14 protein-coding genes are annotated in these 13,712 nt (G+C 65.7%); 7 read left to right on the top strand and 7 right to left on the bottom strand.

Annotation, left to right across the window (positions count from 1 at the left end; all coding sequences use genetic code 11):
• Positions 1-81 precede the first annotated feature (81 nt).
• A complete protein-coding gene (locus tag BBTA_RS10550) occupies positions 82-594 on the bottom strand; it encodes a GNAT family N-acetyltransferase (RefSeq protein ID WP_012042471.1) in 513 nt (170 codons plus the stop codon).
• 243 nt (positions 595-837) lie between these two features.
• Here BBTA_RS10550 and BBTA_RS10545 point away from each other — a divergent pair, with 243 nt between their 5' ends.
• From BBTA_RS10545 to BBTA_RS10530, 4 genes are all read left to right on the top strand, one after another.
• Entirely contained in the window at positions 838-2,238 is a 1,401-nt protein-coding gene (locus tag BBTA_RS10545; RefSeq protein ID WP_012042470.1) for an ethanolamine ammonia-lyase subunit EutB, read from the top strand.
• Positions 2,235-3,017, top strand: a complete 783-nt coding sequence (gene eutC, locus BBTA_RS10540; RefSeq protein WP_049795341.1) for an ethanolamine ammonia-lyase subunit EutC — start codon at positions 2,235-2,237, stop codon at positions 3,015-3,017. Before BBTA_RS10545 ends, eutC begins: the two co-directional genes overlap by 4 nt.
• Complete coding sequence (gene eat / locus BBTA_RS10535; RefSeq protein ID WP_041750532.1) at positions 3,010-4,416, top strand: ethanolamine permease; 1,407 nt, start codon at positions 3,010-3,012, stop codon at positions 4,414-4,416. Before eutC ends, eat begins: the two co-directional genes overlap by 8 nt.
• A gap of 148 nt (positions 4,417-4,564) precedes the next feature.
• A complete protein-coding gene (locus tag BBTA_RS10530; protein WP_041750531.1) occupies positions 4,565-5,626 on the top strand; it encodes an AraC family transcriptional regulator in 1,062 nt (353 codons plus the stop codon).
• Positions 5,627-5,639: 13 nt separating this feature from the next.
• Here the strand turns inward: BBTA_RS10530 and BBTA_RS10525 are convergent, their stop codons facing one another.
• The 3 genes from BBTA_RS10525 to BBTA_RS10515 form a co-directional block, all read right to left on the bottom strand.
• A complete protein-coding gene (locus BBTA_RS10525) occupies positions 5,640-6,812 on the bottom strand; it encodes a M20 aminoacylase family protein (RefSeq protein ID WP_012042466.1) in 1,173 nt (390 codons plus the stop codon).
• A gap of 109 nt (positions 6,813-6,921) precedes the next feature.
• Positions 6,922-7,863 (bottom strand): glycosyltransferase family 2 protein, encoded by a 942-nt coding sequence (locus tag BBTA_RS10520; RefSeq protein ID WP_012042465.1) that lies wholly within the window; start codon positions 7,861-7,863, stop codon positions 6,922-6,924.
• Positions 7,864-7,911: 48 nt separating this feature from the next.
• Positions 7,912-8,433: an NUDIX domain-containing protein gene (locus BBTA_RS10515; protein WP_012042464.1), complete on the bottom strand. Its 522-nt coding sequence runs from the start codon at positions 8,431-8,433 to the stop codon at positions 7,912-7,914.
• A gap of 127 nt (positions 8,434-8,560) precedes the next feature.
• On the opposite strand from BBTA_RS10515, the gene BBTA_RS10510 reads away from it, so the two are divergent.
• Positions 8,561-9,451, top strand: a complete 891-nt coding sequence (locus BBTA_RS10510) for a metallophosphoesterase (protein ID WP_041751364.1) — start codon at positions 8,561-8,563, stop codon at positions 9,449-9,451.
• Between the two features lie 7 nt (positions 9,452-9,458).
• On the opposite strand, the gene BBTA_RS10505 is transcribed toward BBTA_RS10510, so the two are convergent.
• Positions 9,459-10,013 (bottom strand): hypothetical protein, encoded by a 555-nt coding sequence (locus tag BBTA_RS10505; protein WP_041750529.1) that lies wholly within the window; start codon positions 10,011-10,013, stop codon positions 9,459-9,461.
• Positions 10,014-10,238: 225 nt separating this feature from the next.
• Positions 10,239-10,445 (bottom strand): hypothetical protein, encoded by a 207-nt coding sequence (locus tag BBTA_RS10500; protein WP_006612464.1) that lies wholly within the window; start codon positions 10,443-10,445, stop codon positions 10,239-10,241.
• Between the two features lie 194 nt (positions 10,446-10,639).
• Here BBTA_RS10500 and BBTA_RS10495 point away from each other — a divergent pair, with 194 nt between their 5' ends.
• The gene (locus BBTA_RS10495) at positions 10,640-12,088 is read left to right on the top strand and encodes a short-chain fatty acyl-CoA regulator family protein (RefSeq protein ID WP_012042461.1); all 1,449 of its coding nucleotides are present in this window, start codon (positions 10,640-10,642) and stop codon (positions 12,086-12,088) included.
• Here the strand turns inward: BBTA_RS10495 and BBTA_RS10490 are convergent.
• Positions 12,066-12,800, bottom strand: a complete 735-nt coding sequence (locus BBTA_RS10490) for an L-2-amino-thiazoline-4-carboxylic acid hydrolase (protein WP_012042460.1) — start codon at positions 12,798-12,800, stop codon at positions 12,066-12,068. The genes BBTA_RS10495 and BBTA_RS10490 overlap by 23 nt on opposite strands.
• Positions 12,801-12,967: 167 nt before the next feature.
• Here BBTA_RS10490 and BBTA_RS41725 point away from each other — a divergent pair, with 167 nt between their 5' ends.
• Positions 12,968-13,591: a LysR family transcriptional regulator gene (locus BBTA_RS41725; RefSeq protein ID WP_012042459.1), complete on the top strand. Its 624-nt coding sequence runs from the start codon at positions 12,968-12,970 to the stop codon at positions 13,589-13,591.
• Positions 13,592-13,712: the final 121 nt, after the last annotated feature.

Raw genomic sequence — 13,712 nt, 5'->3', positions numbered from 1 at the left:
CGAGGAGCGCAGCGACGAAGCAATCCAGAGTCCTCGCTGGGCCCTGGATTGCTTCGCTTCGCTCGCAATGATGGAAAGATCTTAGCGCGCGTAATCCCAATCCGGACGGATCTCGCCCGCGACACCCTCGAAGGCGCCCTCGACCAGCTCGTTCACCAGCAACCGGTTGTAGTCGACAGGCCCGGGCATCGTCGCGCGGCCCTTCGGCACCGGCTTGAAGCCGACCCGCGCATAATAGGCGGCATCACCGACCAGCAGGATCAGGCGGTGGCCCTGCACGCGCGCATCCGCGATCGAGCGCTCCATCAGCATGCGGCCGATGCCGTGCTTGCGGAACGGCGGCTCGACCGTCAGCGGCCCGAGCATCAGCGCCTTGGTGTCGCCGACGCAGATCGGCAGCTGCCGCACCGAGCCGACCAGCAAGGTGCCGATATGGGCGGTGAACGACAATTCGAGCAGGTGATCGACGTGCTCGCGCAACCGATAGGCGCTCAGCACGAAGCGGCCGGGGCCGAAGGTGCGCTCATGCAGCCGCTCGATCGCCTGCGCATCGCCCGGCTTCTCGGCTGAGATCGTGATGGAGAGGTCACTCATGTGGGGTGGCGAGATAGCATCCCGGCGCGGCGCGGTCCATGGCGTGGCGCCGTCGCTTTCACCGCATTCGCTCAGTTCTCCAGATCATCTGCTGAATTTCTGAGCATTCAGACGGTGTGACCGAAGATTGTGCTGAGATGTCAAGTTTCCGGAGCCGCCATCGCCTAACCTCGCCCCCGTCATGAGCGTTGCGGCCGTCGTCCCGGCCGCTTGGGACCCCTCTGACACAGCGGCAGGTCGAAGATGACAGGTGCATTCCGGTCGCGCCATCGCGGCGAAACTCATGTTTTCGATGATCTCAAGACGCTGCTGGCCTGCGCCTCACCCCGCCGCTCCGGCGATGAACTGGCGGGCGTCGCGGCCGACAGCGCCGCGCGGCGGGTGGCGGCACGGATGGCGCTGGCCGATGTGCCGTTGCGACGTTTCCTCGACGAGCCGCTGATTCCCTACGAGACCGACGAGGTCACGCGCCTCATCCTCGACAGCCACGATGCCGCGGCATTCGCGCCGGTCGCCGCGCTGACCGTTGGGCAGTTTCGCGAGTGGCTGCTGTCCTGGGAGGCGGATGCCGACCGGCTTGCCACGCTCGCGCCCGGCCTCACCCCGGAAATGGTCGCGGCCGTCTCCAAGCTGTGCGGCAATGGCGATCTGATCGCCATCGCGGCGAAGTGCCGGGTGGTGACCGCGTTTCGTTCCACCATCGGCCTGCCCGGCCGGCTGTCGTCACGGCTGCAGCCCAACGATCCGACCGACGATCCCCAGGCGATCGCGGCCGGCACCCTCGACGGTCTGCTGTTCGGCATGGGCGATGCCGTGATCGGCATCAATCCAGCGACGGACAATGTCGAAGCCTGCATTCGCCTGCTGTCGATGCTCGACGACATCAGGTGCAAATTCGAGGTGCCGACGCAATCCTGCGTGCTCAGCCACGTCACGACCTCGATCCAGGCGATCGAGCAAGGCGCGCCCCTGGATCTCGTCTTTCAATCGATTGCCGGCACCGAGGCCGCCAATGCCGGGTTCGGCGTGACGCTCGCATTGCTGGCGGAGGCGCAGGACGCCGCGCAGTCGCTCAAGCGCGGCACCATCGGCAGCAACGTCATGTATTTCGAGACCGGCCAGGGCGCGGCGCTCTCGGCCGACGCCCATCACGGCCTCGATCAGCAGACCGTCGAGGCCCGCGCCTACGCGGTCGCGCGCGCCTTCTCGCCGCTGCTGGTCAATACCGTCGTCGGCTTCATCGGTCCGGAATATCTGTACGACGCAAAGGAAATCATCCGCGCCGGGCTGGAGGATCATTTCTGCGCCAAGCTGCTCGGCGTGCCGATGGGCTGCGACGTCTGCTACACCAACCATGCCGAGGCCGATCAGGACGACATGGACGATCTGGCGCTGCTGCTCGCGGCGGCCAATGTCAATTTCCTGATCGCGGTCCCCGGCGCCGACGACATCATGCTCAACTATCAAAGCCTGTCGCATCACGACGTGATGCGGTTGCGGCATCTGCTCAATCGCCGCCCGGCACCCGAGTTCGAGGCCTGGCTGGCGCGCATGGGCCTGCTCGACGAACACGGCCGCGTGCCGCCGCTGCCGCGCAGCGCGCCCGCCGTCACCCGGCTGATCGGACGCGGAGCGCGGGCATGAGGGACGATGCGTTCGACATGTTGCGCCGGATGACGCGCGCCCGCGTCGCGCTCGGACGCTGCGGAGACGGGCTGCCGACGCAGGCCAGACTGGAATTCCAGATGGCGCATGCGCTCGCGCGCGACGCCGTGTGGGGCAAGGTCAATTTCGACAGCATCGCCGACGCGCTGGCGCCGCGCGAGGTGATCAAGGTGGCCAGCGCGGCGCCGGACCGCGCCAGCTACCTGCGCCGGCCCGACCTCGGACGCCGCCTCGCCGCAGGCGCAGCCTCACAGCTGCCGTCAGGTCCGTTCGATCTCGTCTTCGTCATCGCCGACGGGCTCTCCGCCGATGCGGTCGAACGCCACGCAGCTGACGTGGTGATCGCGACCGAGGCGCGACTCCCGGGCCTTGCCATTGGTCCGGTCGTGCTGGCCTCGCAGGCGCGCGTCGCGCTGGGCGACGATGTCGGCGCGGCGATGCGCGCCCGGCTCGTGGCCGTTCTCATCGGCGAGCGCCCGGGGCTGTCGGCGGCCGACTCGCTCGGCGTCTACCTCACACTCCATCCGGCGCCCGGCCTGCGCGACAGCGCGCGCAACTGCATCTCGAACATTCATGACCACGGCCTGTCGGCGGAGCGGGCCGGCGAGAAGCTGGCCTGGCTGGTGCGCGAAGCGCTGCGGATCGGCGTGACCGGCATCGGCCTCAAGGAAGCGGCGCCTGACGGCGCGATCGAGACCACACACTCGACAGCAGAGATCACCCATCACAAACCGACAGGAGCGCGTGGACATGAGTGACGAGACCAAACCGACGCTTTCGAAGAGCCTGACCGGCCTCCATCTCTGGGGCATCGCGGTCGGGCTGGTGATCTCCGGCGAATATTTCGGCTGGAGCTATGGCTGGGACAAGGCGGGCACGCTCGGCTTCCTGGTCACCACGATCTTCATCGCGGTGATGTACACGACCTTCATCTTCTCCTTCACCGAGCTGACCACGGCGATCCCGCATGCCGGCGGCCCGTTCGCCTATTCCTATCGCGCCTTCGGCCCGCTCGGCGGCTTCGTCGCGGGCTTTGCGACCTTGATCGAGTTCGTGTTCGCCCCGCCCGCGATTGCGCTCGCGATCGGTGCCTATCTCAACGTCCAGTTTCCGGCGCTGTCGCCGAAAGCCGCCGCGCTCGGCGCCTATGTGGTGTTCATGGCGCTCAACATCGCCGGCGTCTCGATCGCCGCGACGTTCGAATTGTTCGTCACGATCCTGGCGATCGCCGAACTCCTGGTGTTCATGGGCGTGGTGTCGCCCGGCTTCTCCTTCGCCAATTTCGCCGCCAATGGCTGGGCCGGTGAAAGCACGTTCTCGCTGACGAGCATCGGCGGCATCATCGCGGCCATTCCCTTCGCGATCTGGTTCTTCCTGGCGATCGAAGGCGCGGCCATGGCTGCCGAGGAGACGAAGAATCCGACCAAGACCGTTCCGCTCGCCTATATCGCCGGCATCCTGACCCTCGTCGTGCTCGCCTTCGGCACCATGATCATGGCCGGCGGCGTCGGCGACTGGTCGAAGCTCGCCAACATCAACGATCCCCTGCCGCAGGCCATGAAGATCGTCGTCGGCGAGAATTCGGGCTGGCTGCACATGCTGGTGTGGATCGGCCTGTTCGGCCTGATTGCCTCGTTTCACGGCATCATCATGGGCTATTCGCGCCAGATCTTCGCGCTGTCGCGCGCCGGCTTCCTGCCAGCAAAGCTCGCCGCGCTGCATCCGACCTGCCGCACGCCGCATTGGGCGATCCTCGCCGGCGGCGTGGTCGGCATCGCCGCGATCTTTTCCGACGAGCTGATCCAATTCGCCGGGCAGACGCTGACGGCGAACATCGTCACCATGAGCGTGTTCGGCGCCCTGGTGATGTACATCATGAGCATGGCCGCCCTGTTCCGCCTGCGCGCGACCGAGCCCAATTTGGTCCGGCCGTTCAAGGCGCCGCTCTATCCGGTGCTCCCGGCCGTGGCCCTGGTGTGCGCGACGCTCTCGCTGCTCACGATGGTCTGGTTCAACCTGCAGGTGTTTGCGGCCTTCGTGGTGCTGTTCGCCGCCGGCCTGCTGCTCTATCGTCTGACGGCAGGCAAGCGCACCAATGCGGCGAATGACAATCTGCTCGACATCGCCCTGAACGAGGCCCGCGCCATGGCCGATTGATCCGGCCGCCGCGTGAGATCTTCGCCAACAGCCCTCCGCGCCATGTCCGTGCGCGGAGGTCCCATCGAGAGCCCGCTTCGACAGGCACGTGACTTGCATAACTACGAGGTGTGAATCGACGGCGCATTTCCTCAAAGGCGAGGATCTCATGGCACAGCATCTTGCAGCCGACAGCCAGCCTCCGCGGGATCGGAGCCGGAACATTCTGGCCGCCGCCGCGACCGGCGTGGCTGACTTCATCGCCCGCACGGGAGGTCGCCCCGAAGCGGTGTTCGAGCGGATCGGCATCGATGCGGAATGCCTTGGCCAGACCCGCCGCGCGCTCGACCTCGCAGACTATGTCGCGATGATGGAGGACGCCGCGCAGGAGACCGGCAACGACAATTTCGGACTGTGGTTCGGCCAGCGCTACCAGCCGCAGATGCTCGGTCTGATCGGCGAGATCGCGCTTGCGGCCCCGACGCTCGGCTCGGCCATCGAGCACCTCGCGCTGTGGTTTCCCTGGCATCAGCAGGCGACCGAGACCCGGCTCACCCGACGTGACGGCTTGCTCCGGCTCGAATATCGCATTCTCGACGGCTCGATCGTCGATCGCCGGCAGGATGCCGAGCTGACCATGGGCATGTTCGCGAATGTCTTCCGCACCTGCCTGCCGTCGGGCTGGGCGCCCGAGATGGTGCTGTTCGAGCATGCCCGGCCCGCGTCCTGGCGCGACCATGAAGCGGCGTTCGATGCCGATGTCGGCTGGTCGCAGGGGACCAACGCGCTGGTGTTTCGCGATCGCGGCCTGGACCGCGCGATGCCGCAGGCCGATCTGTCGCGCCTGCAGCGGCTGACCACCGATCTCGCCGGCGTTGCCGGCTCGTGCGGCACGCCGGCATTTCTCGACCTGGTTCGCGGCGAGATCAGGCGGCGGCTGTCCGCGGGCGCGCTTCATCTGGAGGAGGTCGCCGAGGCGCTGTCGACCACGCCCTGGACCTTGCAGCGCCGCCTTGCTGAATTCGGCGCCACCTTCTCCGATCTGATCGAGGCCACGCGCCTCGATCTCGCCCGCCATTATCTGCGCCAGGCCCATTTGCCGCTGGGCGACATCGCCTTCCTGCTCGGCTATTCCGAAGCTTCAGCCTTCTCCCGCGCGTTCGCCCGCTGGACCGGCTGCAGCCCGCGGCGATGGCGTCAGCTCTCCTTGCAGGCGATGGCCCGCAACTGACGCCACGCCAGCGTCACTCCGCCGGCATTGTCTTCTCGACCAGCCGCACCCAATAGGACGCGCCGTGGCCGAGAATGTTGTCGTTGAAGCGATAGGCCGGATGGTGACAGTCCTTGCCGTCGCCCATGCCGAGGAACACGAACGCGCCGGGGCGGGCCTGCAGCATGAAAGCGAAGTCCTCGGCGCCCATCAGCGGCGGCGCCTGATCGACGACGCGCTCCGCCCCGACCACGTCGCGCGCGACGTCGGCGGCGATCACGGTCTCGCGCGCATGATTCATCGTGATCGGATAGAGCCGGGTGTATTTCGTCGTGGCCGTGCCGCCATAGGTGCGCGCGATGCCGTCGGCGACCTCGGCGATGCGCCGTTCGACCAGGTCCTGCACCTCGGGATCGAGCGTGCGCACGGTGCCCTTCAGCTCGACGGTTTCGGGAATGACGTTCATGGCCTTGCCGGCCTCGACCATGCAGATCGAGATGACCGCCGACTTGATCGGATCGACGTTGCGCGACACGATCGACTGCAGTGCCGTGATGATGTGCGCGGCGATCAGCACGCTGTCGACCGCCTTGTGGACGCCGGCGCCGGCATGGCCGCCCTTGCCATGAACGGTGATCTCGAGTTCGTCGGACGCGGCCAGCATCGGGCCCGGCCGCAGCGCAAAGACTCCCTCGGGCACGCCTGGCGCATTGTGCAGGCCGTAGACCTCCTGGATGCCCCAGCGGGTCATCAGGCCATCATCGACCATCGCCTTGCCGCCGGCACCGCCCTCCTCGGCCGGCTGGAAGATCACGATCGCCGTGCCGTCGAAATTGCGGGTCTCGGCGAGATGCTTGGCGGCCCCGAGCAGCATCGCGGTGTGGCCGTCATGGCCGCAGGCATGCATCAGCCCCGGTGTCTTCGAGGCATAGGGCACGCCCGAAGCCTCCTCGATCGGCAGCGCGTCCATGTCGGCGCGCAGGCCGATGATGCGGCCCGACCCCGTCTTGCGGCCACGGATCACACCGACCACGCCGGTCCGCCCGATGCCGGTGACGACCTCGTCGCACCCGAATTCCCGCAGCCGCTCGGCGACGATGCCGGCGGTGCGATGCACCTCATACATCAACTCCGGATGCTCGTGAAAATCGTGGCGCCAGGCGGCCATATCGTCGGCGAGAGCGGCGATGCTGTTGAGGATGGGCATGGAAGCAGGGATCTCTTTGCAGGACGTGGAGCGAACCCGAACCATGACGGCACTGGCGGGCGGATACAAGCGTCCGCCATGCGGTGGGATGGGATGTGATGAGCCGGCCTCAGGCGGATGGCCGCCCGAGCGGTGCATGCGACAGATAGGCCAGCAGCTTCATCTCGCGACGGCCGCGGGTGACGGTATCCAGCACCAGGCCCGACGAGGCCGACAGCAGCGCCATGATCATCAGGCCCATCGACAGCACGGCCGTGGGCAGCCGCGGCACCAGCCCGGTCTCGATGAAGGTAACGAAGACCGGGATAGCGAAGCCGATCGAGACCAGCGCGAAGAAGATGCCGATCGCCGTGAAGAAGCGCAGCGGCTTCTCCGAGCGATAGAGCTTCAGGATCGTACCGAGGATGCGGAAGCCGTCGCGCCAGGTGTTGAGCTTGGAGACCGAACCTTCTGGCCGCGCATAATACGGCGTTGCGATTTCGGCCACCGGGAGCGCCAGTTCCAGCGCATGAACGCTGAGTTCGGTCTCGATCTCGAAACCGTCGGAGAGAACGGGAAATGATTTCACAAAGCGCCGCGAGAACACGCGGTAGCCGGACAGGATGTCCTTGAAGGCCTGACCGAACACTTCGGCGAGAAAGCGCGTCAGCATCCAATTGCCGGTGCGATGGCCCATGCGATAGGCCGCCTGCTCCTGGTCGATCCGCAGTCCCACGACCATGTCGAGATGCTCGGCCACGAGCCGCTCGATCATGCGTGGCGCGCTCGGCGCATCATAGGTGGCGTCGCCATCGACCAGCACGTAGATGTCGGCATCGACATCGGCAAACATTCGCCGGACCACATGGCCTTTGCCCTGCCGCCGCTCGCTGCGCACCTCGGCGCCGGCCGCGCGCGCGACCTCGATGGTGCGATCCTTCGAATTGTTGTCATAGACGTAGACGGTCGCCGTCGGCAGCGCCTGCTTGAAGTCCCTGACCACGGCGGCGACGGCCGCCTCTTCATTATAGCAGGGCACCAGCACTGCGATCCGCATCGATGGTGAACTCATAGACCCCTCTCCCACGCTGGGGAGACTGCCCGCATTCGGTGCAGAATTTCATAATGAGCCGGCCTGAGCGGGCTGTTCCGGCCGCCAGGTGGGAATGACCTTAACGCCGTCTAGCACCTCGCGCAGGCGGGACAGCGTCCCCAAAGTGGTTCCCTCGGGCAGCGCATCGCGGGCGAAGAAGCCGGTCTCGACGATCTCGCTGTTCGGCGTTGGCGGCCGGTCCTGCGTGAACCTTTTGATAACGAATACGGCGACGTGGTCCCGTGGCGAGACGTGGCTGTTGAGGAAAATGCCGTGCAGCTCCGGCTCAGCCGAGAGCTGGATCCGTCCCTCCTCGAACAATTCCCGCGTCAGCGCCTCCAGGAAGGTCTCGCCGACCTCGACACCCCCGCCCGGCAGGTGCCAGCCGGCGACATAGCCATGCCTGACCAGGAACACCCGATTGTCGGCATCCAGCACGACGCCGCGCACACCCAGGGTCATGCCGCGCGCGAACCGCCAATACAGATGAAAGCCGCGCCGGAGCAGCGGCTCGAACCGGATCCGCAAGCGGCTGAGATGTGTTGTCATCAGAATTCGAAGTCCTGGTTGTCCTTGCGCTTCCCCGCGGGGCTTGCCATGAGAGCCGGCAGCATGAGGGATAGCACGACATGACGATTTGGCGCGCTCGCATCCGCATTCGGCGCCGAGGCCGGTGATGGCCGCGTTCACGCTCGCGCATCTGTCCGACCCGCATCTCGCACCGCTGCCGCGGCCGCGGCTGGCGGAGCTCGCCGGCAAGCGCGCGCTCGGCTATCTGAACTGGACCCGCAACCGCTACAAATATCACCGGCGCGATATTCTCGATCTGCTGGTGTCGGACCTGCACACGCAGATGCCGGACCAGATTGCCGTCACCGGCGATCTGGTCAATTTCGCCCTGGAGTCGGAATTCCCGCTCGCCCAGGCCTGGCTCAAGACGGTCGGGCCACCGGACAAGGTCACGGCCATTCCCGGCAACCACGACGCCTATGTGCGCTCGACCCGGCTGCGTTTCGCCGAGAGTTTTGCCGCCTATTTCGGCGGCGATGCCCCGCAGGAGGGACCGGCGACTTTTCCCTCGCTGCGCCGGCGCGGGCCGCTGGCGCTGATCAGCCTGTCATCGGCCGTGCCTTCCGGTCCGTTCATGGCGACCGGCCGGCTCGGCAGCGCGCAGCTTGCCGCTTTGGAGCAACTGCTGCAGTCGATCGCCCATGAGCAGCTGTTCCGGGTGCTGCTGGTGCATCATCCGTTGCGCTCCGCCAATCGCATGAAGCGGCTGACCGACGCCAAGGATCTCATCGCCCTGCTCGCACGCCACGGCGTCGAGCTGATCCTGCACGGCCACGATCACGTGCATTCGACGATCTGGATCGACGGCCCCGAGCGCAAGATTCCGACCGTCGGTGTGCCCTCGGCCTCCTCCATTGCACACGGCCATTATCCGGCGGCCGCCTACAACATCTTCGCCATCTCCCGCGCCGGCAATCACTGGCGCTGCGACATGACGGTCCGCAGCGTCAACGATGCGTTGCGGGTGCGCGAGATTCGGCAGGTTCGGCTGCTCTGACGCGGGTTCAGAAAGAGATCGGTTTCAGGCTCTCATAAAGCGCGACGCCGAACAGCGACAGCGCGCCGAGCACAAAGCCGAGCGCAAACGTCCAAACCCTGCTGCCTTGGCGCGGCTTCTCCGCGGCGATCGGGGCCTGCGCGCGCGCCGGGCTGAAGGCGCGCTCGCGCTCGACCATGCGGCGCGCAACATAATCGGTCACAGCCTTCACGATGGCGCCGGCCTCGTGCGATTCGGCGAGCACGATGCGGCCGTTGCGGGTGTCCTGCACGAAGCGATATTGCCGCTTGTCGCGGCCCATCACGACATGGGCGACAATGTCGATCCACAAGCGCGGCGTCTCGCCCTGGCTGATGCCGCGATCGAACAAATCGATCTGGCCCGGGATCTCATTGAACAGCGGATCGAGCGCGTCGTTGAGAATCTCCAGCCGCGCCACCTCGGCATCGCGCAGATCGACCACCACCCCGGTGCGGTCTGCGGCCTCGATCCGGGCTTGTCGCAGCGCCTCGCGCAGGCGCACGGGACGCGGTTCGGTGCTGCTGTCGGGGGCCTCGGACATCGCTGACGCTTTCACAGTTTGGCCCTGGTTCTGCCAGGTTCCCACCCGGTTAACCTAGCAGTAACCCAGTATTCTGCAATCCCCTTTGATCTTCAATGGGTTATAAGCACAGCATCGTAACCAGAACGGACGTGGGCGGCCTCCTCCGGTGACCCGGCTGAGACCGCCCCGTCCTTGGGCTCTTCCTCGAGCTTATTCAAATACCCGGCAATGCCTCGCGTCGGGTCACGCCGCCGGGGCGCGCTGCGGCTCCTCGACGATCGAGAACCGCACGCCAGCCTTGTGCCGGTTCTCCTCGGAGACCTCGCGCCAGCAGTCCTCGGCTTCCTTGCGCGACTTGAACGGACCCTTCACCTGGGCCGAGCCTTCCACCAGCTTGTGGAAATTCATCGAGCCGAACTCGCCGCCGATCACCCAGAAATTGCTGGTCATGAGACCCTCCTTCAACGTCACAACTTTGACAGTGCATTGCGAATTGCGTGACAGGAGATAAACGCGAAACCGACGCTTACCGCTAGTCCCCTTGTTTTTGAATGGTGATGTCATGTAACATCATCACTTGTCACAAATGTCATTTTGTAAATCTTGTCACAAAATTGGGTCTTCCGGCCTGTCAGGAGATCGCGATGCCCGGTGAATCCGGAAAGAAGCTGTTCGTCGGCCCGCGCTTCCGGCGGATTCGCCAGCAGCTCGGCCTGTCGCAGACCCAGCTCGCCGAGGGGCTCGGCATTTCGCCAAGCTACGTCAACCTGATCGAGCGCAACCAGCGGCCGGTCAGCGCCCAGATCCTGCTCCGGCTGGCCGAGACCTACGACCTCGATCTGCGCGATCTTGCGACCGCCGACGAGGACCGCTTCTTCGCCGAGCTCAACGAGATCTTCTCCGACCCGCTGTTCCGCCAGATCGAGCTGCCGAAGCAGGAGTTGCGCGACCTCGCCGAGCTGTGCCCCGGCATTACCCACGCCCTGCAGCGTCTGTATGCCGCCTACGCTGAAGCGCGCCGCGGCGAGACGCTGGTGGCGGCACAGATGGCCGACCGCAACGCGGGCGGCGGCCATTTCGAGGCCAACCCGATCGAACGGGTGCGCGACCTGATCGAGGCCAACCGCAACTACTTCGCCGAGCTCGAGCAGCAGGCCGAAGGCCTGCGCGACGCGCTCGACGTGCCCGCCGAAGGACTCTATGCGGCGCTTGCGGCGCGGCTGCGCGAAAAGCATTCGGTGCAGACCCGGGTGATGCCGGTCGACGTCATGCGCGAGACATTGCGCCGCTATGACCGACATCGCCGCCAATTGCTGATCTCGGAACTCGTCGATGGGCCCGGCCGCACCTTTCAGCTCGCGTTCCAGCTCGGCATGGCTGAATGCCTGCCGCAGTTCGAAATCATCATCGGCCGCGCCGGCGCACTCGACGACACATCGCGAAGGCTCTACCGCATGACGCTGGCAAGCTATTACGCCGCCGCCGTCATGATGCCCTACGGCCCCTTCCTCGCCGCCGCAGAAGCGCTGAGCTACGACATCAACGTGCTGGCGCAGCGCTTCAACACCGGCTTCGAGCAGGTCTGCCATCGCCTGACCACGCTATCGCGCCCCAATGCGCGCGGCATTCCATTCTTCATGCTGCGCGTCGACAATGCCGGCAACGTCTCCAAGCGGTTTTCGTCCGGCACCTTCCCTTTCTCGAAGTTCGGCGGCACCTGCCCGCTGTGGAATGTGCACTCGACCTTCGACACGCCGGACCGCCTTCTCAAGCAGATCATCGAGCTGCCCGACGGCTCGCGCTATTTCTCCATCGCGCAGATGGTGCGCCGTCCGGTCGCGCCGCATCCGCTGCCCCAGCCGCGCTTCGCCATCGGCCTCGGCTGCGAGATCCGCCACGCCTCACGTCTCGTCTATGCGGCAGGCATGGACCTGGAGAAGACCGAGGGCACGCCGATCGGCGTCAATTGCCGGCTGTGCGAGCGCGAAAACTGCGCCCAGCGCGCCGAGCCGCCGATCACCCGGACGCTGATCCTGGACGAGACGACACGGCGGGTGAGCTCGTTCGCGTTCAGCAATGCGAGGGAGCTGTAGGGCAAACGCTGTCCACGTCATTGTCGTCCGACTGCAATGACGAGAATCTGAAATCGCAATGGCTCGCCCCGCCAGCCAGCGTCTGCGTCCTTTCGAGATGGATGCCGCGCACGGCATAGGCGTCGACATCGAGCCAGCAGATGTTCGGCAGAATCGCCTGATCGCCGTGACGCGCCGCGAACTTGCAGAATCCGCATGATGTGTAGTTGATGCCGAACTCGAACCGGTCGCCCGGGCCAGGCTCGACAAACTCATAGACGAAGTCATCGGGAAACTCGCGCTGATGAGCTTCTGAAGCGCTGTGTGCGGCCTGCTCGCGCAGACGTCTCCGGTTCTCCGGCGACATGAACTGGCGCCCTTCGGCAAGGCGATCCGCTGCGGGCTCGATGAGCAGTTGCGCCCTGTAGGTTTCCCGTTCGATGTCGCCGATCAGGGAGGGTGACACGCCGTGCCGCCGCAGCACGCGGCTGATGGCGATGAAGCCGATCAGGCGCATGAAGAAGTCAGTCATGCGGCTTGCGGCGCCGCCGACATAGGGCATCTGGGTGAGCACGACCTCGAATTCGTCCATCACCTGCCGCCTCACCTGCGCGATGCCGGACACATGCGCACGGTCGCGCAGCAGCGGTTCGGCGAGGTCGAGGCGGTGGCCCATGACAGCTTCCATCGCATCGCGATGCCCCTCGTAGAACGGGTGAACGATATCGACCATGGCGTATCTCTCCTCTGGCGGCTCTCGGGCCTTGCCCTGTAGGCACCGATGACATGAGGAGCGGAACGTAGCTGTCGAGGCCGGGCCGGCTCAAAGCAGATTTGCCGTGGTCTCACCGTAGAAAATCTATTGCAAGGCCACGGCCGATCAGTGTCAAACTCGATGCAATGACCTATACGCTTCCGCCGCTCAACGCGTTGCGCGCATTCGAAGCTGCCGCGCGACATCTCAGCTTCAAGCGCGCCGCGCAGGAGCTGCATGTGACTCCTGCGGCCGTGGGCCAGCAGGTCAAGGCGCTGGAGGCTCGCCTGGGCGTCCGCCTGTTCGAGCGATTGCACAAACAACTCATCCTGACTGCAGCCGGTCAAAGCTATTTGCCCGGAATATCGGACGGTTTCCGTCGCATCGCCGACGCGACCGCGCAACTCAAGCCGCAAGGCGCCGTGCTGCTGCAATTGGGCGTCCATGGCGGCCTTGACCTGCGCCGGCTCGGGCTGGACGCATTCCGGGCCGGGAATGCCGAGATCGGCTTGCGCGTGCTGCAACCCGCCGGCTTGCATGAACTGGTCGAGGGCAAGGTCGACGCGCTGATTGCCCGCAGCCTCGGTCACCACCCGGGCTATCGCTGCGACCGGATTCACGGGGAAACTGGCGTGGGCGATTGGCTGATCGCTCCCGAAGGGACGGCCGATTGTCCGGAGATCGTCAGCCTTCGTAACTGGCTGCGCCGGCGATCGAGCGAGGCCGGGCTCGCGCCTCAGCGGTCCCCGCACCGGATCGGTATCGTCTGACGATGAAGCACCTCTGAAGCAGGGGTCTGCGGCTCAACATCCTGCTCATCACGCGCATCCTCTCCGCGCCTGACGCGCTGCGCTGTCGCCATTCATGTGTCGTTCGGCAACGATGATCCAT

Source organism: Bradyrhizobium sp. BTAi1 (assembly GCF_000015165.1).
GTDB lineage: Bacteria > Pseudomonadota > Alphaproteobacteria > Rhizobiales > Xanthobacteraceae > Bradyrhizobium > Bradyrhizobium denitrificans.
This window is presented reverse-complemented; position numbering and strand designations above follow the sequence as displayed.